The organism is Campylobacter sp. JH23 (assembly GCF_017846595.1).
GTDB classification, from domain to species: Bacteria; Campylobacterota; Campylobacteria; order Campylobacterales; family Campylobacteraceae; genus Campylobacter_D; species Campylobacter_D coli.
This window is the reverse complement of sequence record NZ_JAEQBP010000003.1, coordinates 203,283-227,704: the sequence shown is the minus strand read 5'-3', so window position 1 is coordinate 227,704 and position 24,422 is coordinate 203,283. Positions and strand designations below refer to the sequence as shown.

General features: G+C 31.3%; 25 protein-coding genes. 12 read left to right on the top strand and 13 right to left on the bottom strand.

The genetic code is table 11. The features are described from left to right. The first annotated feature begins 124 nt into the window (after window positions 1–124). Both rsmH and KAR88_RS04155 read left to right on the top strand, forming a co-directional pair. A complete protein-coding gene (rsmH, locus tag KAR88_RS04160) occupies window positions 125–1,060 on the top strand; it encodes a 16S rRNA (cytosine(1402)-N(4))-methyltransferase RsmH (RefSeq protein WP_002781583.1) in 936 nt (311 codons plus the stop codon). Continuing rightward, entirely contained in the window at window positions 1,060–1,947 is an 888-nt protein-coding gene (locus tag KAR88_RS04155; protein ID WP_002789913.1) for a hypothetical protein, read from the top strand. Before rsmH ends, KAR88_RS04155 begins: the two co-directional genes overlap by 1 nt. Here the strand turns inward: KAR88_RS04155 and KAR88_RS04150 are convergent. From KAR88_RS04150 to pta, 3 genes are all read right to left on the bottom strand, one after another. Next, window positions 1,935–2,426, bottom strand: coding sequence for a hypothetical protein (locus KAR88_RS04150; protein ID WP_002776453.1), 492 nt, complete (start codon window positions 2,424–2,426; stop codon window positions 1,935–1,937). The two genes, KAR88_RS04155 and KAR88_RS04150, sit on opposite strands and share 13 nt — an antisense overlap. A 73-nt stretch (window positions 2,427–2,499) precedes the next feature. Continuing rightward, complete coding sequence (locus tag KAR88_RS04145) at window positions 2,500–3,690, bottom strand: acetate kinase (protein WP_002781587.1); 1,191 nt, start codon at window positions 3,688–3,690, stop codon at window positions 2,500–2,502. 13 nt (window positions 3,691–3,703) lie between these two features. After that, window positions 3,704–5,209: a phosphate acetyltransferase gene (pta, locus tag KAR88_RS04140; RefSeq protein ID WP_072212063.1), complete on the bottom strand. Its 1,506-nt coding sequence runs from the start codon at window positions 5,207–5,209 to the stop codon at window positions 3,704–3,706. Window positions 5,210–5,310: 101 nt separating this feature from the next. Between pta and flgH the strand changes: the two genes are divergently transcribed. Continuing rightward, window positions 5,311–6,009, top strand: coding sequence for a flagellar basal body L-ring protein FlgH (gene flgH, locus KAR88_RS04135; protein ID WP_002787400.1), 699 nt, complete (start codon window positions 5,311–5,313; stop codon window positions 6,007–6,009). A gap of 83 nt (window positions 6,010–6,092) precedes the next feature. On the opposite strand, the gene ispG is transcribed toward flgH, so the two are convergent. The 5 genes from ispG to KAR88_RS04110 are packed head-to-tail and all read right to left on the bottom strand — an operon-like array spanning window position 6,093 to window position 9,969. Continuing rightward, on the bottom strand, window positions 6,093–7,166 hold the full coding sequence (ispG, locus tag KAR88_RS04130) for a flavodoxin-dependent (E)-4-hydroxy-3-methylbut-2-enyl-diphosphate synthase (RefSeq protein WP_002776443.1): 1,074 nt from the start codon (window positions 7,164–7,166) through the stop codon (window positions 6,093–6,095). 59 nt (window positions 7,167–7,225) lie between these two features. Beyond that, window positions 7,226–9,064: a primosomal protein N' gene (locus KAR88_RS04125; RefSeq protein WP_002776439.1), complete on the bottom strand. Its 1,839-nt coding sequence runs from the start codon at window positions 9,062–9,064 to the stop codon at window positions 7,226–7,228. Further along, window positions 9,061–9,507: a type II secretion system protein gene (locus KAR88_RS04120; protein ID WP_002776437.1), complete on the bottom strand. Its 447-nt coding sequence runs from the start codon at window positions 9,505–9,507 to the stop codon at window positions 9,061–9,063. The genes KAR88_RS04125 and KAR88_RS04120 overlap by 4 nt, the downstream gene beginning before the upstream one ends. After that, complete coding sequence (locus KAR88_RS04115; protein ID WP_002776428.1) at window positions 9,504–9,749, bottom strand: hypothetical protein; 246 nt, start codon at window positions 9,747–9,749, stop codon at window positions 9,504–9,506. The genes KAR88_RS04120 and KAR88_RS04115 overlap by 4 nt, the downstream gene beginning before the upstream one ends. After that, window positions 9,739–9,969 carry a hypothetical protein gene (locus KAR88_RS04110; protein WP_002776426.1) on the bottom strand — a complete coding sequence of 77 codons (231 nt, stop codon included), beginning with the start codon at window positions 9,967–9,969 and terminating at the stop codon, window positions 9,739–9,741. The genes KAR88_RS04115 and KAR88_RS04110 overlap by 11 nt, the downstream gene beginning before the upstream one ends. A 153-nt stretch (window positions 9,970–10,122) precedes the next feature. Between KAR88_RS04110 and uvrB the strand changes: the two genes are divergently transcribed. Then, entirely contained in the window at window positions 10,123–12,096 is a 1,974-nt protein-coding gene (uvrB, locus tag KAR88_RS04105) for an excinuclease ABC subunit UvrB (protein ID WP_057037150.1), read from the top strand. 34 nt (window positions 12,097–12,130) lie between these two features. Here the strand turns inward: uvrB and KAR88_RS04100 are convergent, their stop codons facing one another. From KAR88_RS04100 to KAR88_RS04080, 5 genes are all read right to left on the bottom strand, one after another. Next, window positions 12,131–13,555: an anaerobic C4-dicarboxylate transporter gene (locus KAR88_RS04100; protein WP_002776421.1), complete on the bottom strand. Its 1,425-nt coding sequence runs from the start codon at window positions 13,553–13,555 to the stop codon at window positions 12,131–12,133. Between the two features lie 186 nt (window positions 13,556–13,741). Next, window positions 13,742–14,992, bottom strand: a complete 1,251-nt coding sequence (locus KAR88_RS04095; RefSeq protein WP_192801869.1) for an RNA polymerase factor sigma-54 — start codon at window positions 14,990–14,992, stop codon at window positions 13,742–13,744. Next, on the bottom strand, window positions 14,992–15,720 hold the full coding sequence (gene lptB, locus KAR88_RS04090) for an LPS export ABC transporter ATP-binding protein (RefSeq protein ID WP_002776419.1): 729 nt from the start codon (window positions 15,718–15,720) through the stop codon (window positions 14,992–14,994). The genes KAR88_RS04095 and lptB overlap by 1 nt, the downstream gene beginning before the upstream one ends. Further along, window positions 15,713–16,120 (bottom strand): tRNA (adenosine(37)-N6)-threonylcarbamoyltransferase complex ATPase subunit type 1 TsaE, encoded by a 408-nt coding sequence (tsaE, locus tag KAR88_RS04085; protein WP_057037151.1) that lies wholly within the window; start codon window positions 16,118–16,120, stop codon window positions 15,713–15,715. The genes lptB and tsaE overlap by 8 nt, the downstream gene beginning before the upstream one ends. Next, window positions 16,117–16,362 (bottom strand): RNA-binding S4 domain-containing protein, encoded by a 246-nt coding sequence (locus KAR88_RS04080; protein WP_002776417.1) that lies wholly within the window; start codon window positions 16,360–16,362, stop codon window positions 16,117–16,119. Before KAR88_RS04080 ends, tsaE begins: the two co-directional genes overlap by 4 nt. Window positions 16,363–16,501: 139 nt before the next feature. Between KAR88_RS04080 and KAR88_RS04075 the strand changes: the two genes are divergently transcribed. From KAR88_RS04075 to KAR88_RS04040, 8 genes are all read left to right on the top strand, one after another. Next, window positions 16,502–17,722: an argininosuccinate synthase gene (locus tag KAR88_RS04075; RefSeq protein ID WP_002776416.1), complete on the top strand. Its 1,221-nt coding sequence runs from the start codon at window positions 16,502–16,504 to the stop codon at window positions 17,720–17,722. 15 nt (window positions 17,723–17,737) lie between these two features. Then, window positions 17,738–18,181 (top strand): 50S ribosomal protein L9, encoded by a 444-nt coding sequence (rplI, locus tag KAR88_RS04070; protein ID WP_057991517.1) that lies wholly within the window; start codon window positions 17,738–17,740, stop codon window positions 18,179–18,181. Further along, on the top strand, window positions 18,181–18,723 hold the full coding sequence (gene hslV / locus KAR88_RS04065; protein WP_002776411.1) for an ATP-dependent protease subunit HslV: 543 nt from the start codon (window positions 18,181–18,183) through the stop codon (window positions 18,721–18,723). The genes rplI and hslV overlap by 1 nt, the downstream gene beginning before the upstream one ends. Further along, complete coding sequence (gene hslU, locus KAR88_RS04060) at window positions 18,720–20,039, top strand: ATP-dependent protease ATPase subunit HslU (RefSeq protein ID WP_002776406.1); 1,320 nt, start codon at window positions 18,720–18,722, stop codon at window positions 20,037–20,039. The genes hslV and hslU overlap by 4 nt, the downstream gene beginning before the upstream one ends. Continuing rightward, the gene (gene era / locus KAR88_RS04055) at window positions 20,036–20,911 is read left to right on the top strand and encodes a GTPase Era (protein ID WP_192801243.1); all 876 of its coding nucleotides are present in this window, start codon (window positions 20,036–20,038) and stop codon (window positions 20,909–20,911) included. The genes hslU and era overlap by 4 nt, the downstream gene beginning before the upstream one ends. Further along, a complete protein-coding gene (locus tag KAR88_RS04050; RefSeq protein WP_002831422.1) occupies window positions 20,901–21,974 on the top strand; it encodes a hypothetical protein in 1,074 nt (357 codons plus the stop codon). The genes era and KAR88_RS04050 overlap by 11 nt, the downstream gene beginning before the upstream one ends. Beyond that, the gene (locus KAR88_RS04045; protein WP_002776400.1) at window positions 21,974–22,531 is read left to right on the top strand and encodes a hypothetical protein; all 558 of its coding nucleotides are present in this window, start codon (window positions 21,974–21,976) and stop codon (window positions 22,529–22,531) included. The genes KAR88_RS04050 and KAR88_RS04045 overlap by 1 nt, the downstream gene beginning before the upstream one ends. An 84-nt stretch (window positions 22,532–22,615) precedes the next feature. Then, on the top strand, window positions 22,616–24,403 hold the full coding sequence (locus KAR88_RS04040) for an aminopeptidase P family protein (RefSeq protein ID WP_002781637.1): 1,788 nt from the start codon (window positions 22,616–22,618) through the stop codon (window positions 24,401–24,403). Window positions 24,404–24,422 lie beyond the last annotated feature (19 nt).

Sequence of the window (24,422 nt, the reverse complement as noted above, 5' to 3'; positions counted from 1 at the left end):
TATTTTATCGCAGAAGTGTTTAATTAGAGTTTAATTAGTGGTTTTTTGTTAAATATTTTCATTTTGATTTTAGTTAAAATTTCGTTATAATTATAGCTTATAAAAATTTTATAGGATATAGGATTTGAAAATTCCACACATTCCCGTTTTGCTCAATGAGGTAAATCAAGCATTTGAAAAACTAAACTCAGGATATTTTTTAGATTGTACTTTGGGTTTTGGTGGCCATAGCGAATCCTTACTTAAAGATCATCCAAACCTTAAACTTATAGCATGCGACCAAGACAAAGAAGCGCTTGAATTTTCTAAAAAGCGTCTTCATGATTTTAAAGATAGAACAGAATTTGTATTAAGTAATTTTAGTCAAATTTTAGACCAAATTTCACACGATAAACTGAACGATCTCAAAGGCATTTTAGCTGATATTGGAGTATCTTCTTATCAACTTGACAATAACAAACGAGGCTTTAATCTTCATTCTGATTTTTTAGACATGAGAATGAATCAAGATGCTAAAATTTCAGCTTTTGAGATTATTAATAATTATACCCAAGAGCAATTGAGTGATATTTTCAAAAAATATGGGGAATTAAATGATGGGTACTTTATCGCTCAAAAAATTTGCCAAGAAAGACAAAAAAATAAAATAAAAAGTGCTAAAGAACTTTACGAAATAATAGGAAAAACAAAACAAAATCACAGAAGTGTTTCTAAAGCAACCCTAGTTTTTCAAGCTATTAGAATAGAAGTCAATCAAGAACTTGAAGTTTTAAAAAATTTTTTAGAAAAATTAGAAAAAATTAAATTAAAAAATTGTATTCTAGCTATCATTTGCTTTCATTCTTTAGAAGATAGGATAGTAAAAAACTATTTTAAAAAATGGGCTAAAAATTGTATCTGTGATGAAAGAGCTTTTAGGTGCGAATGTGGAAACAATCATTCTTTAGGAGAAATTATAAGCAAAAAAGCTATAACTCCAAGCAAAGAAGAAATTATGATTAATTCTCGTTCAAGTTGTGCAAAAATGCGCCTGTTTCATTTTAAAAATATGGAAAAATAATGCTAGATGATGATTTTTTAAAAGAAAAGCAAAACATACGCCAGAAAATGCTTAAATTTTCTCGCGCTGTTAATCAAGGTAAGCCTTTAGATGATGATTTAAAAGAAGAAATCTCTAGTGATGATATTTTAAGACGCCGCTTTAAAAAACGCTCAAATCATTTCTTGGATGAAACAGAAGAAGACTATAAGTTAGAATATACAAAAAAATCAAATATATACTTAAAAGAAGATTTGATAAATGTTAAATTGGAAGAAAAGCAGTCTTTAGCTAAAAAAATTTTTTCCAAAATAAAAGAAAAAAACAAAAATCAAGAATCAAAAAAGAAAAAAACAAAAAAACTTTTTTCTTTTCTGAAAAAAAAAGAAATTCAAGGTATACAAAATAAAAACACACACAATACTCAAGAAAAACATTTGCATACAGACAAGCAAATAGAAATCAAAAAAATACAAAATAACAAGATTCAACCCACGCAAACTGACCCAAAACCCGATATAAAACAAAGTCTAGAAAATTTACAAAAAAAAATACAAACTCAAGAAGTAAAAATAGAGATTGAAAAATCCGAAATTCAACCCATTAAAACAGAACATGATGAAGATACACAAAAGGTTAAAAATGTATTACTAGAAGGATTTAGTAATGCTACTAAAGAAGATAAAAATCTCAATTTCAATCACTTACTTTTTGCCGTATTATTTGTCAGCTTTGCTCTTGTTTTATTTGTACCACAAATTTATATAAGAAATCAAATTTACTATCTTAGCCGAGAAATTGCCACTTTAAGAGTAGAAGAAAGCGTACTTGATGAAGAAAATAAAGATTTAAAAAGACGCTTAGAAATCATGCGCTTTCAAAATCAAATTTTAGATTATTTAGAATGAATGATTTTTTCTAAAACATATTGTTCTAAATTTGCCTTTGGAATTTCTTCTTTTAAGGCTTCTTTATAAAAATTTCCAGCCATAATAGAATATTTTTCATATGAAAAATAAGGAAAGTGCAAAGCCCATGCTTTTTGTATTAATTTTTTTGAAATCATTTTACGAGCATAAACCTTAAAAATATCATAAGAAATAAAAACACATGCGGTAACCGCTACAGCGCTGATAATACTGATATGAAAATCAAGGCGAGTAAAAAGATAATGCGTAATGAGTAATAATGGTAATAAAACCAAAGCACAAAAAATTCCAAAATATATATAAGAATTTAAAATTTTAAAATTAAAATTAAGCTTGGAAGGATCCACAAGCATTCCATCATTAAACAAAGCATTAGCCTCAAGCAAATCACGCAAAAGAACAGGTTGATCGGATATCTTAAAAAGAAAATTACAACTAAAATCTTTAAATTTTTTCATATTTTTACACTTTTAAATTTTTAGTTTAAAATACTATCTAAAGAAAATTAAATTTGGGTTAAAACAAAAGCTCTTAGCTTTTGTTTATCAACTCTTCTGTGATTCTGGCAATCTCAAGTTCTTCATCTGTAGGAACGATAAAAATCTTTACCTTAGAATTGGCAGTACTAATCATTCTTTCACAGCTTGCTTTTTTGTTGTTTAATTCTATATCAAGCTCAACACCAAGATGAGATAATCTTTCACAAACTTTTTGGCGAACTAAAGCAGCATTTTCACCTATACCGCCTGTAAAAATAATAGCGTCAGTTCTAGGTAAAACCGTAAAATAAGCCCCTATATATTTTAAAAGGCGATAACAAAACATATCAAAAGCTAAACGTGCCCTATCATCACCTTGCTCGATTTTTGCTCCTATATCTCTAAAATCGTTAGAACCGCAAATTCCATAAAGTCCGCTTTTTTTATTAAGCAAAGTATCAATTTCTTCTATTGTTAAACCCTTAAGATGGCTAATAAATGGCAAAATTGCAGGGTCTAAATCACCACAGCGAGTTCCCATAACAAGACCTTCAAGAGGAGTAAAACCCATGGAAGTGTCTATACTTTTACCTCCCTCAATAGCACAAACACTCGCACCATTTCCAAGATGTGCTGAAATTGCGTTTAAATCCTCTTTATTTTTTCCAAGTAATTGGGCTGCCCTAGCACTCACAAAAGCGTGAGAAGTACCATGGAAACCATATCTTCTTATATTGTGCTTATCATAAAAATCATAAGGCAAAGCATACATATAAGCAAAATCAGGCATAGTGCGATGAAAAGCTGTATCAAAAATAGCTGCATTAGCAACACTAGGTGCAGCTTTGATCATTGTTTTTATACCTGCTAAATGCGCAGGATTATGCAAAGGAGCAAAAATACTAACCCTATCTATCTCTTTAAGAACATAATCATCCACTAAACAATGCTCGCTTAAATTTCTTCCTCCATGCACTATGCGATGACCACAGCCATCTAAAGCATTTAAATCTTCCAAAATTCCAGATTCTTTAAAAAGCTCGTTGACAATTTGCAATCCATGTTCGTGATTTTTTATAGGAAGTTCTCTTTCGAATGTTTCATCATTTAAGGCATTTTTTAGTATGACTTTTGATTTTTCTTCTCCAATTTTTTCTACCAAACCACTGGCTTTAACCACTTTATCATCAAAAAATTTAAATTTAATAGATGAAGAGCCTGAATTTAAAACTAAAATCTTCATTCACTTTCCTTTCTTATTGTGCTTGTATAGCACTTAAAATAACCGTATCTACTATATCATCAACCAAACATCCACGACTTAAATCATTTACAGGTTTTTTAAGTCCTTGCAAAATAGGACCGATTGCCAAAGCATTTGCCGTTCTTTGCACAGCCTTATAGCAAATATTTGCAGCGTCAAGATCAGGAAAGATATATACATTTACATTACCTGCTATCTTAGAATTTGGCATTTTTTTAGCAGCAGTTTTAGGATCATAAGCACAATCAAATTGCATAGGGCCATCGATATTTAATTCTGGATATTTTTCTTTAGCAATTCTTAAAGCTTCTTTAACAAGATCTACACTCTCACCCTTACCGCTATCTCCACTAGAATAAGAAAGCAAAGCTATCCTTGGCTCGATACCAAAAGACTTTGCAGTCATAGCACTTACATAAGCACTAGCGGCGAGTTGCTCGGCATTTGGATTTGGATTTACAGCACAGTCTGCAAAAGCTAAAACCTTATCATCAAGCCCCATAAAGAAAATTCCCGAAACAGAGTCAACACCCTCTTGAGTTTTGATAATCTGAAGCGCAGGACGAATAGTTTCAGCTGTCGTAGTAGATGCTCCACTTACCATAGCATCAGCTTTCCCACTATGTATCAACAAGGTTCCAAAATAAGTCCTATCTTTAACCAATTCTTTAGCCTCTTCAAGGCTCATTCCTTTAGATTTTCTTGCTTCATATAACAAAGTGGCAAATTCTTCGTTATATTCTGAATGAAGCGGATTGAGTATTTTTACTGCGGTTAAATCAAGTGCCAATTCATCGGCTTTTTGTTTGATATCTTGCTCATCACCCAATAAAATAAGATCCACTACACTACTTTTAAGTAAAATTTCAACTGCTTTTAAAATTCTTTCATCATTGCTTTCTGGTAAAACAACGGTTTTTTTATTTTTAACACTTTTTTTAATGAGTTCATATTTAAAACGATGCGGAGTCATAAAATCATAAGCTTGCAACTTATGCATTTCTTCAAAATTAAAATTTTCATTAATCAAAGCATAATCTCTACCATCTAAAGCTTCATCAAAATATTTTTGAGCTATTAATTTATCCTCATTATTAATAATAGCCGCTATAGGAGTGTTAAGATTTTTAGCCAATTTTATACTCAAATCAAAACCATCAAGTATTCCAAATTCGCAAAAACTATTAACAAGAACAAAATCATATTTACGATTTAATTCCTCATACTCTTCTAAGATAGTATTGAAAAAACTATGCGGATCTTTGCTAAATTCTTCCATAGCTTCTCTAAAAGTAAAACTATAAGCATTTTTCAAAGTTTGCTTAATATCAAATTCCTCAAGCCATCCTTGCAAAACAGGGATACGATGTACATAAATCACAGGACAGTAAATAGCTATATTTTTATATATCTTGCTATAGTTTTTCAATAATTTCGTGGTGACTAATGTATTTAACTCATCACTCCTAGATCTCATCAAATAAAGATTTGCCATTATTTTCTCCTTGGTTTTAAAAAGTGGAACACTCTTTGCTTTATACTTACTTGAAAAACTATTTTAACAAATAAAAATGAAATTTCATCATTTAAAGGACGAAAATGAAAAAAGTTTTATTCTATGTGTTACCTTTTGCATTTTTTGGATGTTCTGCAACAGTAGATCCGCAAATTTCTATGAAACCTCCTGCTTATGTAGAAGAGCTTGCACCTAAACAAAGCAACAATGTAGAAACTTCTCCTGGATCGCTTTTTGGAAAAGGCGATAATCCTTTATTCTCTGATAAAAAAGCAATGAATGTAAATGATTTAGTTACTGTGGTTATCCAAGAAAGCACTACTCAAAGCACTCAAGCCAATAAGGCCACAAGTAGAACCAATACTTCCAATTTAGGAGGAGGAGCTTTAACAGGTGGAAGTGGCTTACTTGGAACTGCGATCGATAAAGTAAATGCTTATTCTAATATAGGCTTTCAAACCAATAGTGCTAACAACTACCAAGGAACAGGCACTCAAAGTCGCAATGAAAGTTTTAACACTACGATTTCAACTCGCGTGATTAAAATTTTGTCTAATGGTAATTATTTTATTGAGGGTTCAAGAGAGCTTTTGATCAATGGAGAAAAACAAATCATACAACTTAGCGGTGTGATTCGTCCTTATGATATCGGTCAAGATAATACTATAGATAGTAGATATATAGCAGATGCAAAAATTCTTTACAAAACTGAAGGTGAAGTGGATAGAAGCACTAGAAAACCTTGGGGAAGCAAAGTCATAGAAGCTATATGGCCTTTTTAAATAAACTTATAATTTAAGTCCTTAAAATAAGGACTTAAATTTTATTGCGATTTTATTTTAAATATCTATAATTAAAATAAAATCTATTCTTTTATCTCTCTACTCTTAACCTCATCTTCTACTTCAGCTAAAAATCTATCCACAAGCTCGTTTTCTTTGAGTTTTGCCACCACTTCTCCATGTCTTATAACAAGTCCTTGATTTTTTCCAAAAGCTATAGCCACATCAGCGCCCTTAGCCTCACCCAAAGCATTTACAACACAGCCCATAACACTGATATTTAAAGGCTCTTTGATATGTTTAGTCTTTTCTTCTACGATTTTAATAGCACTGATTAAATCACTTTGAATTCTTCCACAAGTTGGACATGAGATAATGTTTACTCCACTTTTTTGCACCCCGCTATCTTGTAAAATCGCTCTTGCGACTTTGATTTCTTCTTCAAGTTCGCCCGTCATTGAAACCCTCATGGTATCACCTATGCCTTTAAGAAGCAAATTTCCTAAAGCAATAGAACTTTTTATCGTGCTATGAAATTTAGTCCCTGCCTCTGTTACTCCCAAATGAAAAGGATAATCACAAAGTGGTCTTAATCTTTCATAAGCCTCTATGGTCTTTTGAGTATCAGAAGTTTTCATCGAAATTTTTATATCAAAAAAATCCAAATCCTCTAAAAGTTTAATGTTATACAATGCACTTTCTAACATCGCATCTACACCATATCCATATTTATCACTAAATTCTTTTTCTATAGAGCCGTGATTTACACCTATGCGTATAGGAATGCCTCGCTCTTTACAAGCTTTTACTACTTCTTTAACATTTTCTTTTGAGCCTATATTGCCTGGATTTATACGAACCCCATCAATAAATTCAGCACAAAATACAGCTAAATTGTGATTAAAATGTATATCTACAATTAAAGGCAAGGGACTTTTTGCTTTAATCTCCTTTAAAGCCCTTGCATCCGCCATATCCAAACACGCCAAACGCACGATATTAGCTCCTGCAAAATAAAGCCGATTGAGTTGCTCTAAAGAACCTTCAATATCTCTTGTTTTGGTAAAGAGCATAGATTGCACTGAAATAGGCGCATCGCCACCTATTAAAACATCACCCACTTTAATTTGTCTTGTTTTAAATCTTTTGTATTCCATTTTCAAGCTTCTTTTTATAAATAATTTTTAAAATTCTAGCTATTTTTTGCTTTAATTCCTCATAAAAAATCAATAGGATCTATATCTACGCTAACATTTTTAAAATTTAAGGCATATTCTTGTATCTTGATTAAAGGTTTGTAAAAATCGCTACGAAGCAATATATAAAAACGATATTGTCCTTTGAGCATTTCTATACTACAAGCTCCATAGCCTATAATTTCAACTTTTAAAATGTGGCTAATTTGATCAACTAATTTTTTGCACAAATTTTGAGCTTGCTTTTGTTCTTTATCCTCGATAACAATTCTCAAAAGGCGTTTAAAAGGAGGATAAAGATCTTTTCTATTTTCTAATTCATCTTGCAAAAAGCTATCATAATCCTCTATATATCTTTCAAAAAAATTCCTATTTTTAGTTTGCAAAAGCACCCTTCCCTCACCTTTGCGTCCTGCTCTTCCTGCCACTTGCATAGCCAAAGCCAAAGTTTCTTCGCTTGCCTTAAAATTGGGACGAAACAAATACTCATCAAGTCCTAAAATAACGCTTAAATCTACACTATGATAATCATGTCCTTTAGCAAGCATGGAAGTTCCTATAAGTATATCGATCTTATTTTCATTAAAATCTTTTAAAATAGCATTAAGCTTTCGAATACTCGTAATCTCATCACTATCAAATTTAGCTATCCTTGCTAAAGGCAAAGCCTCTTGCAAAAGTTCTTGTAATTCTGCTGTGCCCATCTTCCTAGCCTCTAGCATCACACCTTGACAGCTAGGACAATTTTGCTCTATTAAAGAAGTGTAATTACAATAATGACATTTTAAAACATTTCTTTTTTTGTGCAAACTCATAGCAATAGAGCAAAAAGGACATTTTATAGTTTGCCCACAATCTTTACACACAATTTGTCTAAAATTGGCCTTAGTGGGCAAAAAAATGATAGCTTGTTTTTGATTTTCCAAGCTTTTTTGCAACTCGCCCAAAAGCATAGGAGTTACGCCCAATTCGTTTTCATCATATAAAAAGTGTTTTTTACTTTCAAAAAAAGTACCCTTAAGTCTAAAACTCTTTTGCTTGTAAAAACTCGTTAAAGAAGGAGTAGCAGAACCTAAAAGCACCTTAATGTCAAATTTTGAGCTTAAAAAAAGTGTTAAATCCCTAGCATTAATATAAGGTTGATTAGACGCTTTGTAAGAATTATCATGTTCTTCATCCACTATAACAAGCCCTAAATTTACAAAAGGCAAAAACAAAGCCGATCTTGCTCCTGCGACCAAAAGTGCTTCACCCTTACAAAAACGCTCTAAATTTTCTTGCTTTTTTTTCTTTGAAATTTTAGAATGCCATAGAAAAAATTTATCTTTAAAATACACTTCTAAACGCTTTTGCATCTGTGGAGTAAGAGAAATTTCTGGCATTAAAAGTAAAACTTGTTTTCCTTGCTCTAAATATTGTTTTATTAAGCAAATATAAATTTCAGTTTTTCCACTACCTGTATCTGCAAAAAGCAAAGAAGTGGGATTAGCTTTTATAAATTTCAAAGCTTCTTTTTGTTTTTGGCTTAATTTGGGTTCATTTTCTATTTTAATCAGATCACAAGTGTAAGTTTGATAAGTAGAAAAAAGTCCTAATACAAAACCTAGCTTTGAAGAATAATAATACGAAATAAATTTCGCCAATTCAAATTGTACACAGCTTAATGAAAAAGATGTAATTTCTTTAATCTCTTTTGTCTGAAATTCGGGCTTTTGGCATTCTTTCAATACTAAAGCTCTAAGATTTTTTTTATTTTTTAAATCAATAATCACCTCTCTTAAAGCTGGAATTTCTTCCTTGCTATGAAAGGTTAAATTTTGCAAATAAAATCCAAAAACCGCTAATTCATAATATCTCATAATAATTCTTTACAATATTTTTCACTCAAACATTCTAAAATAGCAAAATCAGCATTATAAAAAAAATCAACCCATTCTTTTGTATTTAAAAAAAATCTATATCGATTGGGTGCTGTTTTCATCCAAGCATTAAAACTAGAATAAATAGGTGTATGAAGCAAAGAATAGGTGCAATTTTGACTAGTTTGGCAGTAAAAAAGTTTTTCTTTTTGAGTGTTGATTTTTGCTTCATCAAGATTAGGAGAAAAAGAACTGATTTGTTTGAGTTCAACTTGAGTACGCATAAGGGATAGGGCTGAATTTAGCATTTCATAATCTATTTTCAATTTTAATAATTTCGCATCGTTTTTATTTTGATTGGCAAAAGAGAAGCTTAAACTTGCCAATATCCCCAAAATCAATATCACAAAAACAAGCTCTAAGAGAGTAAAAGCCTTTTTCATTTTACAGGGAGTTCTTCATTGATCGCTTTTATAAGTTTTTTAAGTTCTCTTTCTAAGATATAATTCTCATAGCTTTTTTTTACAAAAGCATCGACGAAACGCTTTAATTCTATTTTTTTAGTCCCACCAGAAATAAGAGCAATATCATCTTCTAAAAAATTTGCAAATTCTCCACTGCATTTAACAATGAAATCCTTTGCAGAAACATTGATAATAACTTGTTTTAAATTATCACTTGCCAAGTACAGCCTCTATTTTTTTGAAAATATCTTCACTTTCTATATTGCGAGACTTAAGCTCTTCTTCCAAACGCATGATTTGATTACTCTTTGCTTCATTTTGCGCTTTTACGCTTACAAGTTCGTTTCTTAAATTTTCATTTGCTTCGCACACTTCGTTGTATTTTTCAATCAACTCATTGACTTTATCTGACATTGTGTTAATAATTTTTTCATCAAACATAAATTTGCCTTCTGCTATAGAAATTTAAAATAAAAATATTTTTTGTAATTGTAGCAGAAAAAAATTTAAATTTAGGTTTTTTATAGTCAATTAATTTTTAATTAAAGCATTTTCTTTTAGAATTTTTCTAAAAAACTTTCAAAAAGTGGGAAAATGTTAGAACTTACAAGCGATTTTAAACCAAGTCCTGATCAAGAACAAGCAATACAAGGTATTGTCAAAAGCATAAAAAAAGGTAATAAATATCAAACCCTACTCGGCGTAACAGGAAGCGGAAAGACTTTTACCATGGCAAATGTCATAAAAGAACTCAATATGCCAACCCTTATCATGAGTCATAACAAAAGCCTTTGCGCCCAGCTTTATAGCGAATTTAAAGGTTTTTTTTCTAAGAACCATGTGGAATATTTTATTTCTTATTATGATTATTATCAGCCTGAAGCTTATATACCGCGCACCGATGTTTTTATAGAAAAAGATAGCTCCACAAATGAGGATCTAGAACGCTTAAGACTTAGCGCAACTGCTTCGCTTTTAAGCTATGAGGATGTGGTTTGTATCGCTAGTGTCTCGGCTAATTATGGACTTGGAAATCCAAATGAATACATAGGAATGGTTTTAATCTTTGAACTAGACATGCAAATTTCACAAAAAGAACTTTTAAAGAAACTTGTAGACATGGGTTATAAAAGAAATGATAATTTCTTTGATCGTGCTGATTTTCGCGTACAAGGTGATATTATAGATATTTATCCTGCTTATTACGAAGATGAAGTAGTAAGACTTGAATTTTTTGGTGATGAACTGGATGCAATGTATCATTATAATGTTTTAGAAAATAAAAAAGGCAAAGATTTAAAACGCTTCATACTTTATCCTACAAGCCAGTTTAGTGTAGGTGAAACAAGACTAAAACAAGCGATAAAAGACATAAAAGCAGAACTTAACGAACGCCTTGCTTATTTTGAACATGAAAATAAACTCGTAGAATACCAACGCCTTAAACAACGCGTTGAATTTGATCTTGAAATGCTTGCAAGCACAGGGATGTGCAAAGGGGTTGAAAACTATGCTAGACATTTAACAGGGCTTAAAGAAGGCGATACGCCCTATACACTTTTTGATTATTTTGCTATTAAAAATAGGAAATTTCTTGTTATTGTAGACGAAAGCCATGTTTCTTTACCACAATTTCGCGGTATGTTTGCAGGAGATAGAAGTAGAAAGCAAACTTTAGTAGATTATGGTTTTCGTCTTCCATCAGCTCTTGATAATCGTCCTTTAATGTTTGATGAATTTATCCATAAAGATTGTCAGTTTCTTTTTGTTTCAGCCACCCCTGCCCCGCTTGAGCTTGAACTTAGCAAGGAAAATATCTTTCATCAAATTATGCGTCCAACAGGATTACTTGATCCTTTGATAGAACTTAAAGATAGCGATAATCAAGTTGAAATTTTATTTGATGAAGCCAAAAAAGTTATACAAAGAAACGAACGCGTTTTAGTTACTGTGTTGACTAAAAAACTAGCTGAAGAGCTTACAAGGTATTATTTAGAACTTGGTATTAAAGTAAAATACATGCATTCAGATATTGATGCAATAGAACGCAATGAAATCATAAGAGGCTTAAGAAGCGGTGCTTTTGATATGTTAATAGGTATAAATTTACTTAGAGAAGGACTTGATTTGCCTGAGGTTTCGCTTATTGCCATTATGGACGCAGATAAGGAGGGTTTTTTAAGAAGCACTACAAGTTTAATCCAAACCATGGGAAGAGCTGCTAGAAATGTCAATGGTAAAGTTTTACTCTTTTGCAAAAAGATTACAAAATCCATGCAAGAAGCTATGGATACTACAAATGAGCGTCGCAAACTTCAAGAAGCTTACAATCAAAAACATAACATCACCCCAACTTCAGTCAAGCGACACATCGAAGAAAGTTTAAAAAATGAAGAAAACTTAGGAGAAATTTATCGCAAAGGTAAAAAAATTGAAAAAATGCCTGCTAATGAAAGAACTAAAATCGTAAAAGAGCTTCGTAAACAAATGCTTGAAGCTGCTAAAGCGCTCGAATTTGAAAAAGCAGCGACTTTAAGAGATGAGATCAATAAATTAAAAGATTTATAGTATTTTTATTTTGCAGGAAAAATCCTGCAAAATATTAAAGATATCCTGCTGCTAAAGCTAAGAAATATCCCGCAACACAAGAACTAATCACACCTATAAGACCTGGTAAAATAAAACTATGATTGATAACAAATTTACCTATATGAGTCGTACCCGATCTATCAAATTGTATAGTCGCTAAGTCACTTGGATAAGTTGGTAAAATATAATACCCATAGCAAGCTGCCGCAAAAGCCACAATCACACCTGGTTCAACACCTATTCCTAAGGCCAAAGGAACAAAAGCTGCAATAGCTGCTGCTTGAGAGTTTACAAATTTTGAAATAAGTAAAAGCATGATTGCATAAGTCCAAGGATAATCTACAACTACATCTCCAAGAGCTTTTTTCATCATAGGAGTATGAACAGCAAACATAGTATCAGCCATCCAAGAAATTCCAAAAACTGCAACAAGAGCTATCATACCGGATTTAAAAATCTCATTTGAGCCGATTTTTTTTACATCTGTTTTAGTAAAGATAATAATCAAAGAACCTGCTAAAAGCATGAACATTTGAATCACTGAAACCATAGATAAAATATCCATTTTAGGATTGCCTAAAGCATCTACTTGAGGAATACCATTTTTTACAACTTGTCCCCAATTTGGGCGTAAAGAATCAAATATACCTAATAAAGCCACTAAAGCAATAGCTCCTAAGAAAATCCACATTGCAATCCAATTGCTTTTTGGAAGTTGAACACCTAAAAGTGTTTTAGAATCACCATAAACATATTTTTTAAATTCAGGATCTTTAAGTTTTTCTTGAAAAACCTCATCTTTATCCAAATCTTTTCCTCTAAACCAAGAAAAAATTCCCACACATAAAACACCAAAAAGCGTACTAGGTATAGTAATTTGAAGAAGATTGATATAGCCATCAAAACCTGCTAATTTATGTTCTGCATTTAAAAGCAAAGCTGTTAAACTCACAACTGCAACAGAAACAGGACTTGCAATAATACCCATTTGTGAAGATATAGAAGCTGCTGCCATAGGGCGTTCTGGACGAATTCCATTTTTAATCGCTATGTCATAAATAATAGGCATAATAGTATAAACCACATGTCCTGTCCCACAAAGTATGGTTAAAAAGCAAGTTACAAAGGGAGCTAAAATGGTTAAGAATTTAGGATTGCGTCTTAAAATTCTTTCAGCTATTTGAAGCATTACATCAAGACCGCCACTTGCTTGTAAAGTCGCACTTGCAACAACCACAGCTAAGATAGTAAGCATTACATCTATAGCGGGCTTTCCAGGTTTTATATGAAAAGCAAAAACAAGCATTAAAATACCTATACCACCGAGTAAGCCAAGAGCTATACCACCTTTTTTTGCACCGTAAAAAAGACAAATTAAAACAATGATGATTTGTATCAAAAACTGAATACTCTCATCTAGACTGGTTAAAAAGTCCATTTTAACTCCTTTTATGGAATAAATTTAAAAATTATTGTGATTATAACACAATTTTAAATAAAAAAACATATAGTTAAAATAATATACCAATAAATATTAAAATATACATTAAAATAACATTCATACAAATTCAGTGTATTTTTATATTTTTGATTTGCAAGATTAAAGAAATGATAAATTTAAGCATTATCCTTCAAGTTCGTATAATTTTTTTCTATCCGTTGAACTTGGTATATTTAAGTGTTTGCGATATTTAGTAATAGTGCGTCGTCCTATATCGACTTTAAATTCTTTTTTAATCAACTCTAGGATTTTACTATCACTTAAAGGTTTATTGCGATCTTCATTCTTTACTAAATTTGCCACAAATTCTTTAACACCTACATTTGAAGTCTCTCCCTCTTCATCAAGAGCAAAAGCAAAAAAATCACGCAAGGGAATAAGTCCTCTTTCACAACTTAAATATTTATTTGCCACAGCTCTTGATATAGTTGAAGCATTGCGTTCTAAATCAAGTGCTAAATCCTTAAAAGTCATAGGTTTTATCTCTTTTCCCATGAAAAAATCATATTGATATTCTACTATCATAAGCCCTATTTTATAAAGAGTAGCTTTTCTCATCGCTAAAGCATCAACTAAATTTTTTGCTTCTTTGATGTAATGACTTAAAAAATCATGCTCTAAACCATCAGTTTGGATTGAAATTTCAGGATAATAATCATCATTGATTTTTACTTTAATTTCACCATTTTCTTTATAAACAAAAATATCAGGAACAATTATACGAGAATCTTCAAAATATTCCAAAAAAGGAGGAGTGCTAAAACGCTTAAGTACAGCTAATGCTTCTTTATATAAAGGCTCTTTGGTATAGTTTTGTATATTTTCAAAATCCATAATCAACATTCTACAAAACTCATCAATATCTTCATCTAATTCCATATTTTCAAGAGCAAATAAAAATGCTTCTTTATAATCTTTAGCTCCCACTCCTACAGGATCTAAAAATTTAAATCTTGCTCTTACTCGCTCAATTTCTTCTAAGGAATACTCTTTTAAAAATTCTTCATCGTATTCAAAATATCCTTCCTCATTTAAGCATTCTATAATTTTTTTTGCAAGTTCTTGAGATTTACTTGTAGGAAAAAGAGGGGGTATAATCTGTTCATTAAGAAGTTCATATACGCTTTTTGTAGCAAGACCTTTATTATCCACAAATGCCGAATTTGCGTTGCGTTTATAAAAAGAATCAAAATAATTTTTATTATGCTCGTGTGTTTGAATGGGTTCTTGAACGCTTAAAAAAGGGTTTTCTTCTGCGAATTTGTCTAAATTTTCTTTTAAATCTTCTATATTTGCTTGTAATATAGGCAACCACGAACGCAGAGTTTGAGAAATCTTAGTTTTAGGAGCCTGGGTAGTCTTTTGCCTTAACATCAATCAAGGAGTTTAAACTCCGCTCCTAAATAATATTTTTTAACATCTTTATTATTTGCTATTTCTTCAGCATTTCCGCTTGCAAGTAAAGAGCCTGATCTTATTACATAAGCTCTATCGCAAATTGCTAAAGTTTCGCGAACATTATGATCAGTAATTAAAATTCCAATATCAAGCTTTTTAAGCTCATTGATAAGACTTTGAATTTCAGCCACTGCAATAGGATCCACCCCCGCAAAAGGCTCATCAAGAAGCAAAAATTTAGGCTCACACATCAAAGATCTTGCAATTTCACATCGTCTTCTTTCTCCACCGCTTAAGCTTAAGCCTTTTCTTAAGCGAATAGGTTCTATGCTTAAAAGCTCGAGCATTTGCTCCACTTTTTCATGTAAAATTTTCTTATCCTTGTAAAAAATTTGAGCAGCTAAAAGCAAATTATCTTCAACGCTTAAATCCTTAAAAATACTGCTTTCTTGAGGTAAGTAACCTATGCCTAGCCTTGCTCGTTTATTTAAAGGCTCTTTAGTAATATCCAAACCATCTAAGAGCACCTTTCCACTACTTGGAGATATTAGTCCACATATCATATAAAATGTAGTTGTTTTTCCTGCTCCATTAGGCCCTAAAAGTCCCACAACCTCACCACTATTTAATTCTAAGGATATGCCTTGGATAATCTTTGTTTTTTTAATAATTTTTTCTAAATTTACAATTTCTAGTTTACTCATGAATTACATACTTTCTTTTATCATCTTCTACACTGATTTTTATTTCCAAGCTAGGAATTCCAAATTTTAGCAAAGCTTTTTTTAAATTCTCATCTCCCCATTCAACCAAATGTAAACCCTCTTCAAAAAAATTCTCAAACAAACCATTTTTTAAAAGTCCTTCTAAACCCTCTTGATATATATCATAATGATAAATACATATATCTTGATTTTCATATTTTTGCATGATAGAAAAGGTGGGAGAATCTACTTTCTCATCTAAATTTAAAAAACTAACCCAAGCTTGCACTAGGCTTGTTTTACCACTAGCTAATTCTCCTTGTAATAAAACAACACCTTGTTTTGGTAAAGTTTGAAGCATGGTATTGAGTTCATTTTTAGCTAGAATAAATTCTTTCATAACTTCACCACATATTCACTTTGTGCATTTTTTGGAATATTTTTAGTAGTAGGCAAAGCTAAAACCTTATATTCTTGCGTATAATCAGTAAAATGCAAACTGATAATATCTCCTACCTTAACCTCTTTGCTCGCCTTTACTATCACTCCATTAATCCCCACTACACCACTTCTACACATATCTTCAGAAATAGCTCTTCTTTTAGTAATATTAACCGCATTTAAAAATTTATCTACTCTCATAATGGAATTTTACCAAAAAAATTAAATTTTTGAAACCCATTTTGCTTTGACTAACTTTTCTTCATCAATTTAAAAACTTTTCTTTAATGAATTTTAGATACAATTTGACAATTAAATCAATATTAACAAAGGATACTCTATGAAAAATGAAGTAAAAAAAGTCGTTTTGGCATATTCTGGCGGACTTGATACAAGTATTATTTTAAAATGGCTTCAAGATGAATACAAATGCGAAGTAGTAACTTTTACAGCAGATATTGGACAGGGCGAAGAGCTCGAACCTGCTAGAAAAAAAGCTCTTTCATTAGGGATTAAAGAAGAAAATGTTTTCATTAAAGATTTAAGAGAAGAATTTGTTAAAGATTATGTATTTCCTATGTTTAGAGCCAATACTATTTATGAGGGTGAATACTTACTTGGAACTAGCATAGCAAGACCTTTGATTGCAAAAACTCAAGCACAAATTGCCCTGCAAACAAGAGCTGATGCGGTAAGTCATGGGGCTACGGGAAAAGGAAATGATCAGGTGCGTTTTGAATTAGGTTATTTAGCCTTTAATCCTGACTTAAAAATCATTGCTCCTTGGCGTGAATGGGATTTAAATAGCCGCGAAAAACTCTTAGCTTATGCGCAAAAACATGGTATTGATATTTCTAAGAAAAAAGGGAAATCTCCTTATTCTATGGATGCAAATTTGCTTCATATTTCTTATGAAGGACTTGTTTTAGAAGATCCTGCACACGCACCTGAAGAGGATATGTGGAGATGGAGTAAAAGTCCAAAAGAAGCACCGAATGAAAGTGAGATTATAGAACTTGATTTTCAAAAGGGAGATTTAGTTGCCATCAATGGAGAGCATTTAAGCCCTGCCGGGCTTTTAAGCAAGCTTAATGAGCTTGGTGCAAAACATGGCATAGGACGCCTTGATATAGTAGAAAATCGCTATGTAGGAATGAAAAGTCGTGGCTGCTATGAAACACCAGGAGGAACTATACTCTTAAAAGCACACCGTGCAATTGAAAGCATCACACTAGATAGAGAAGCTGCGCATTTAAAAGATGAACTTATGCCAAAATATGCAAGTTTGATTTATAATGGTTATTGGTTCTCGCCTGAAAGAATGATGCTTCAAGCTCTAATCGACGAATCTCAAAAACATGCCAATGGTAGAGTAAAACTTGAACTTTACAAAGGTAATGTAATGGTTATAGGCCGAGAAAGTGCTAATGATAGTTTATTTAATGCAGCTTATTGTACCTTTGAAGAAGATGAAGTGTATAATCAAAAAGACGCAGCAGGTTTTATCAAACTGAATGCTTTGCGTTTTATTATTGCAGGAAAAAATGGAAGAAAATTTTAAACAAGGATTAAAAAAATGAAAGTATTATTAATCAAAGATGTTAAAGCTCTTGGAAAAGCAGGTGAAATCAAAGAAGTAAAAGATGGCTATGGTCAAAATTTTCTCATTGCTAAAGGCTTTGCTAAGGCAGCAACAAACGAAGTTTTAAGAAAATATGAAAGTGACAAGAAAAAAGAAGCGGAGAATTTACGCTTCGAACTTGCAAGCTTAGAAAAGCTAAAAGAAGAGCTTAGTAAAGTTACACTTGAAATTTCAAAGCCTGTAGGAGCTAATGGAAGTTTATTTGGCGGGGTAACTAAAGATGAAATCGCCCATGCTTTAAAAGAACAAAGCCATATAGAAATCGATAAAAAAAGCTTGGAGTGTGATACCCTAAAAAGCCTTGGCACTCATGAAGTCAGCGTTAAATTAGGTCATGCTATCCACGCAAAATTTAATATAAACATAAAGGCTGAATAATGTTTCATGCAACAACTATTTTAGCTTACAAAGGCAAAAACAAATCCGTAATCGGTGGAGATGGCCAAGTAAGCTTTGGTAATACTGTTTTAAAAGGCAATGCAGTAAAAATAAGAAAACTCAACAACGGCAAAGTTTTAGCAGGTTTTGCAGGATCAACAGCTGATGCTTTTAATCTTTTTGATATGTTTGAAAATCTACTTCAAAGCTCTAAGGGTGATCTTTTAAAAGCAGCGATTGATTTTTCTAAAGAATGGCGAAAGGATAAATATCTAAGAAAACTCGAAGCTATGATGCTAGTACTTGATAGAAATCATATTTTCTTACTTTCAGGCACAGGCGATGTAGTCGAGCCTGAAGATGGACAAATTGCTGCCATAGGAAGCGGTGGAAATTACGCGCTTTCAGCAGCTAGAGCTTTGGCAAAACATGCAAATTTGGATGAAGAAGAACTAGTCAAATCAAGTCTTCAAATCGCGGGCGAAATTTGCATTTATACCAATACCAATATAAAAACTTATGTAATTGAGGATGAAAAATGAATTTAACTCCTAAAGAAATCGTTAAATTTTTAGATGATTATGTCATAGGGCAAAAAAAAGCTAAAAAAATTATAGCAATAGCCCTAAGAAACCGCTACCGAAGAATGCAGCTTAGCCCTGAACTCCAAGATGATATAGTGCCAAAAAATATCCTTATGATAGGATCAACGGGTGTGGGCAAGACTGAAATTGCAAGGCGTTTGGCTAAGATGATGGGCTTTCCTTTTATTAAAATCGAAGCGAGTAAATACACAGAGGTAGGCTTTGTAGGTCGTGATGTAGAAAGCATGGTAAGAGATCTTGCAAATGCAGCTTTAAATTTGGTAAAAAATGAACAAAGAGAAAAAAATAAAGATAAAATCGATGAATTTATAGAAAATAAAATTTTAGAAAAACTTCTTCCCCCTTTACCTAAAGGCATCAGTGATGAAAAACAAGAAGAATATAAAAATAGCCTTGAAAAAATGAGGACAAAACTTAGAAATGGGGATTTAGATGAAAGCGTGATAGAGATAGAAATTTCACAAAGCATGTTTGATACAAATCCTAATTTACCGCCTGAAATGGGAGCAATGCAAGATATAGTTAAGGTTATAGGCGTTGGCAGTAAAAAAGTCAAAAAAGAAATGAAAATTAAAGATGCTAAAAATGCCCTTAAAAATGAAGCAGCAGAGAAGATTTTAGATCAAGAAAGCATCAAAAGTGAAGCTTTAAAAAGAGCGGAAAATGAAGGAATTATTTTTATAGATGAGATTGATAAAATTGCGGTTTCAAGTGGAAATTCAAATCGCCAAGATCCAAGCAAAGAGGGTGTTCAAAGAGATTTACTTCCTATAGTTGAAGGCTCAAGCGTACAAACAAAGATCGGCACTTTAAAAACCGATCATATCCTTTTTATCGCAGCAGGAGCTTTCCATCTTAGCAAACCAAGCGATTTAATCCCTGAACTTCAAGGTCGTTTTCCTTTAAGAGTAGAGCTAGATAGTCTTGATGATAAAGCACTTTATGAAATTCTAACACGCCCTAAAAATTCACTTTTAAAACAATATGAACAGCTTTTAAAAACTGAGAATTTAGAACTTGAATTTGATGATGAAGCGATTAAAGAGATTGCAAAAATTGCTTCTAAAGCCAATGAAGAAATGCAAGATATAGGTGCTAGACGCTTGCATACAGTTATAGAAAAATTGCTTGAAGATTTAAGCTTTGAAGCAGATGAGTATGCGGGTAAAAAATTCGTAGTTGATAAAAAAATGGTGGAAGAAAAACTTGGAGATATTATAGAAAATAAAGATCTTGCAAGGTATATTTTGTGAAAAGTGGCTTTGTTAGCATCATAGGGCGTACCAATGCGGGAAAAAGCACTTTAATTAATTCCTTGCTAGAAGAAAAAATCGCCCTAGTTTCTCACAAACAAAATGCCACAAGGCGTAAAATTAAAGCTATAGTCATGAATGGTGAAGATCAGATCATCTTTATAGATACACCTGGTCTTCATGAAAGCAAAGCAACGCTTAATCAATTTCTTATCCAAAGCGCTATAAAATCTATGGGTGATTGCGATGTTATCTTGTTTGTTGCTAGTATTTTTGATAGTGTAAAAGATTATGAAAATTTCCTAAGCTTAAACCCTAAAGTTCCTCATATCATCGTTCTTAACAAAGTAGATCTAGCTGATAATGGCACACTTTTAAAAAAACTCAATGAATATGCAAAATTTAGCAAGTATTTTAAAGCTATCTTGCCCTATTCTTGCAAGAAAAAAAACTACCAAAAACCACTGCTAAATGAGTTGTGCAAGCTCTTACCTGAACATGAGTATTTTTATGATAGTGAATTTTTAACACCTAGTTCTCAAAAAGATATTTTTAGAGAATTTATACTTGAAAGTATTTATGAAAATTTAAGCGAAGAATTGCCTTATTCTTATGAAATTATGATAAAAAATACCAAAGAAACATCCAATCTTTTTATCATTGATGCGCAAATTATCACCGATACAAATTCCCATAAAGCCATGCTTATAGGAAAAGATGGAACGACGCTTAAAAGAATAGGAAAAGATGCGAGATTTAAAATTTCAAAACTCATTCAAAACAAAGTACTCTTAAAGCTTTTTGTCATTGTAAAGAAAAATTGGCAAAAAGATGAAATTTTTCTTAAAAAAATTCTAAATTATGAAGAATAAAGCTCATTTTATAAGTTTTGAAAATCTTATTTACAAACAAAAAAATGGCAATTTTGAAGAAGATGACCTTTTTAAAGAGCTAACAAAAGAATGCGATCTTCAAAATCCTTTTGAATATCAATTGGCTTTTTTAAAACAAGATCAAATTTATCATTGTTTTTTAGCACGGGTTGCAAAACTACCCAAAACTCAATTTTGTTTTCCCCAACCCCTCGTCTTTCAAAGCTTATTTTTGGAAAATAAAATCAAAGAAGAGAATTTTTGTATCTTGGAAATAAAACCGCAAAAAGTATTTTTATGTTTTTACGAGCAAGGTAAATTTAAAACTTTTAAAACACTCGATTTTTGTGATAATATAGAAGAATTTATAAACAAAAGCCGTATTTTAGAGCTTTTACAACACTATGAAAGTAAAATACTGCTAAGCACAAAAGCTCATGAAATTTTCAATCTTATAAGTGCAAAAGCAAAACTTCCTTTTAAAATGATTCAAGAAGATAAAATCGCACTTTCAAAACATAGCATTCACCATCTTGATAAAAATGCTAATTTTATCAAACACTATAAAAAATATCTTCCTTGGTATTTTAAATTTATTTTCTTATTTGCTCTAAGTTTTATAATCAGTATTGTAGTTTTATCATTAATTGACTTTGCGCAATACCAAAATGCCAAAACAACACATATACAAAATGAAATTTCACAAAATAAAATCTATGAAATTCAAGAAAAACAAAGCCAAAAACTTAAGGCCAATATAGAACAACTTCAATTAGAAATTCAAACTCAAAATCTTTTATTAGAAAAATACTCTGAACAATTATCTAAAATTACGCAAAATTTTAAAGCGGATAAAAATACAATTTTGATTTTAACAAAGGCTATTGCATGGCTAAATCATCATTCTTTAAGAATTTCTAATCTCATGATAAATAAAACCCTTATCACTATAAAATTTAGCAACGAAGAGGATTTTAATAAAGCACTTCAATTTACAAGTCCCCAATTTAGTCTTATCTCACAAGATAAATCCTTGCACGAAATCACTTTAAGAGCATTATAATGAATCAAATTGAGCAATTTTTAGAAAATCTAAGTTCTAGGGAGAAAATTTTAATATATCTTACAACCATACTCCTAGCAATATTACTCTCTTTTCATTTTTACCATTCTTACTTAAAAAGCTTTTTTAATCATGAATTTTTCATTCAAAGTAATGATATGGATAAAATAATCACGACAAATCAAGATTTAAACCAACAAATAAAACAACTTGAAAAAGAGCTTGTTTTTATCCAAGATAAAATAAAAAGTTATGAAAACTATCTTAATGTTTTTAATAAAAACCATGAAACATACATTAAAAATTTGCAAAATCTAGCTCTTGAAAATAATCTTTGGATCTCTAATATAGAGTGGTTGCAATCAGAAGAAAATTCTTATCGTAAAATTTCACTCAATATTTTTGGTGATTTTAGTCCAATACTTTCCTTTATGAAACAATTAGAAAATTCAGACTTGCACTATCAAATCCACAAATTTGAAATTGACAATACAACAAGTTTAAATCTTCATTTAAAACTAACGCTTTCTTTTATTTCCCTAGCAAAACTAAAATAAATACTATAGCTTTTTATCTATAAAGGCTATAATGTTATTTTGATAAAAAGATTTATAAAATAATGCAAATTTAAAAGGAAAAAAATGAATATTCGTAAAATAAGAGTTGAAAAAATCAGACAATTTATGATAAAAGAAAAACTTGACGCTTATTTGATACTAAGTGCTGATCCGCATTTAAATGAGTATTTGCCTAGCTTTTATCAAAGCAGAGCTTTTGTAAGTGGCTTTAAGGGCTCTGCTGGAAGCTTAATCATCACTTCTCAAGATGCTTTTTTATGGACAGATGGAAGGTATTGGATTCAAGCACAAAAGGAATTAGAAGGTAGTGGCATACTTTTACAAAAACAAGATGCAAATAATACCTTTTTAAAATGGCTAAAAGAAAATTTAAATGAGGAGCAAAATTTAGGTATAGATTTTTCAGTTTTATCCTTATCTTTACAAAAAGAAATACAAAAAAACTGCAAAGCCGAGCTAAAAAATATCGATTTAATCAGCCTCATTTGGGAAGATCGTCCTGCGTTACCTAAAAATAAGGTTTATGAACATGAATTAGAATATTGCTCCTATTCTAGAAAAGAAAAACTATTATTAGTGCGTGAAAAAATGAACAAACTACAAGCAAAAAATCATCTTATTTCCAGTCTTGATGATATAGCATGGATTACTAATTTAAGAGGAAATGATGTATGCTATAATCCTATATTTTTAAGTCATTTACTAATCTTGGAAGGAAAGGCTTTGCTTTTTATAGATAGGGAAAAAATTGACTTTGAACTTGAAAAAAAATTAAATTTAGATGGAATTTGTCTTAAGGAATATAATAAAATTCAAGATGAGCTTAAAAAACTCCAAAATACAAATTTACTCATTGAGCCTTCAAAAACAACTACTTTACTCATTGAAATTTTAGATAAAAGCGTTGAAATTTTAGAAGAGATCAATCCTAGCACCCATTTAAAAGCTATCAAGACAGATAAGGAAATCGCACATATACAAAATGCCATGATAGAAGATGGAGTGGCTTTATGTAAATTTTTTACTTGGCTTGAAGAAAATATCAAAAATAATACACAAATCAGCGAGCTTGATATCGATACTAAAATCACTGAATTTAGATCTCAAAGTCCTTATTATATTAGCAATAGTTTTTCTACCATAGCAGGATTTAACGCTAATGCAGCTTTACCGCATTATAAAGCCGAAAAAGAAAGCTTTTCTTATATCCAAAAAAATGGATTATTGCTTATAGATTCGGGTGGACAATATAAAAATGGCACCACGGATATTACTAGAGTTGTAGCTATAGGTGAGTTAAACGAGGAACAAATTCATGATTATACCCTAGTTTTAAAAGCACACATAGCCATAGCAAGTACTATTTTTCCAAAAGATATTGCCATGCCTTTGCTTGATGCTATCACAAGAGCTCCTTTGTGGCAAGAACAGCTTGATTATACACACGGCACTGGTCATGGGGTGGGTTATTTTTTAAATGTTCACGAAGGTCCGCAAACTCTTTCTTATTTTAGCCCTGTGCTTGAAAAAACAAAGGCTAAAGAAGGTATGTTAACTTCTATAGAACCTGGAATTTATAGAACAGGAAAATGGGGTATTAGGCTTGAAAATTTGGTTGTTAATGCAAAAATAGAAAATCCCAAAAACAAAGATTTTGGTGAATTTTTATATTTTAAACCCTTAACGCTTTGCCCTTTTGAAATCAGTTGTATCGATAAAACCTTATTAGATGCCAAAGAAAAAGCGTGGATTAATACTTATCATAAAGAAGTTTATGAAAAACTCTCTCCTAAGCTTCATGATAATTTAAAAGCTTTAAAATGGCTCAAAGAAAGAACTAAAGCGGTTTAACAAAAAGAAATCTTAGAAA

What these genes read in the sequence shown, in the direction of transcription:
- flgH (WP_002787400.1), top strand. Translation starts at nt 5,311, where the DNA reads ATGAAAAAAGTTTTATTCTATGTGTTACCTTTTGCATTTTTTGGATGT.
- KAR88_RS04145 (WP_002781587.1), bottom strand. Translation starts at nt 3,690, where the DNA reads ATGAAGATTTTAGTTTTAAATTCAGGCTCTTCATCTATTAAATTTAAA.
- KAR88_RS04080 (WP_002776417.1), bottom strand. Translation starts at nt 16,362, where the DNA reads ATGAGAGTAGATAAATTTTTAAATGCGGTTAATATTACTAAAAGAAGA.
- KAR88_RS04150 (WP_002776453.1), bottom strand. Translation starts at nt 2,426, where the DNA reads ATGAAAAAATTTAAAGATTTTAGTTGTAATTTTCTTTTTAAGATATCC.
- KAR88_RS04075 (WP_002776416.1), top strand. Translation starts at nt 16,502, where the DNA reads ATGAAAAATGAAGTAAAAAAAGTCGTTTTGGCATATTCTGGCGGACTT.
- ispG (WP_002776443.1), bottom strand. Translation starts at nt 7,166, where the DNA reads ATGGAATACAAAAGATTTAAAACAAGACAAATTAAAGTGGGTGATGTT.
- KAR88_RS04120 (WP_002776437.1), bottom strand. Translation starts at nt 9,507, where the DNA reads ATGAAAAAGGCTTTTACTCTCTTAGAGCTTGTTTTTGTGATATTGATT.
- KAR88_RS04050 (WP_002831422.1), top strand. Translation starts at nt 20,901, where the DNA reads ATGAAGAATAAAGCTCATTTTATAAGTTTTGAAAATCTTATTTACAAA.
- KAR88_RS04125 (WP_002776439.1), bottom strand. Translation starts at nt 9,064, where the DNA reads ATGAGATATTATGAATTAGCGGTTTTTGGATTTTATTTGCAAAATTTA.
- KAR88_RS04110 (WP_002776426.1), bottom strand. Translation starts at nt 9,969, where the DNA reads ATGTTTGATGAAAAAATTATTAACACAATGTCAGATAAAGTCAATGAG.
- KAR88_RS04095 (WP_192801869.1), bottom strand. Translation starts at nt 14,992, where the DNA reads ATGTTAAGGCAAAAGACTACCCAGGCTCCTAAAACTAAGATTTCTCAA.
- tsaE (WP_057037151.1), bottom strand. Translation starts at nt 16,120, where the DNA reads ATGAAAGAATTTATTCTAGCTAAAAATGAACTCAATACCATGCTTCAA.
- KAR88_RS04045 (WP_002776400.1), top strand. Translation starts at nt 21,974, where the DNA reads ATGAATCAAATTGAGCAATTTTTAGAAAATCTAAGTTCTAGGGAGAAA.
- KAR88_RS04040 (WP_002781637.1), top strand. Translation starts at nt 22,616, where the DNA reads ATGAATATTCGTAAAATAAGAGTTGAAAAAATCAGACAATTTATGATA.
- uvrB (WP_057037150.1), top strand. Translation starts at nt 10,123, where the DNA reads ATGTTAGAACTTACAAGCGATTTTAAACCAAGTCCTGATCAAGAACAA.
- KAR88_RS04100 (WP_002776421.1), bottom strand. Translation starts at nt 13,555, where the DNA reads ATGGACTTTTTAACCAGTCTAGATGAGAGTATTCAGTTTTTGATACAA.
- hslV (WP_002776411.1), top strand. Translation starts at nt 18,181, where the DNA reads ATGTTTCATGCAACAACTATTTTAGCTTACAAAGGCAAAAACAAATCC.
- KAR88_RS04155 (WP_002789913.1), top strand. Translation starts at nt 1,060, where the DNA reads ATGCTAGATGATGATTTTTTAAAAGAAAAGCAAAACATACGCCAGAAA.
- lptB (WP_002776419.1), bottom strand. Translation starts at nt 15,720, where the DNA reads ATGAGTAAACTAGAAATTGTAAATTTAGAAAAAATTATTAAAAAAACA.
- hslU (WP_002776406.1), top strand. Translation starts at nt 18,720, where the DNA reads ATGAATTTAACTCCTAAAGAAATCGTTAAATTTTTAGATGATTATGTC.
- rplI (WP_057991517.1), top strand. Translation starts at nt 17,738, where the DNA reads ATGAAAGTATTATTAATCAAAGATGTTAAAGCTCTTGGAAAAGCAGGT.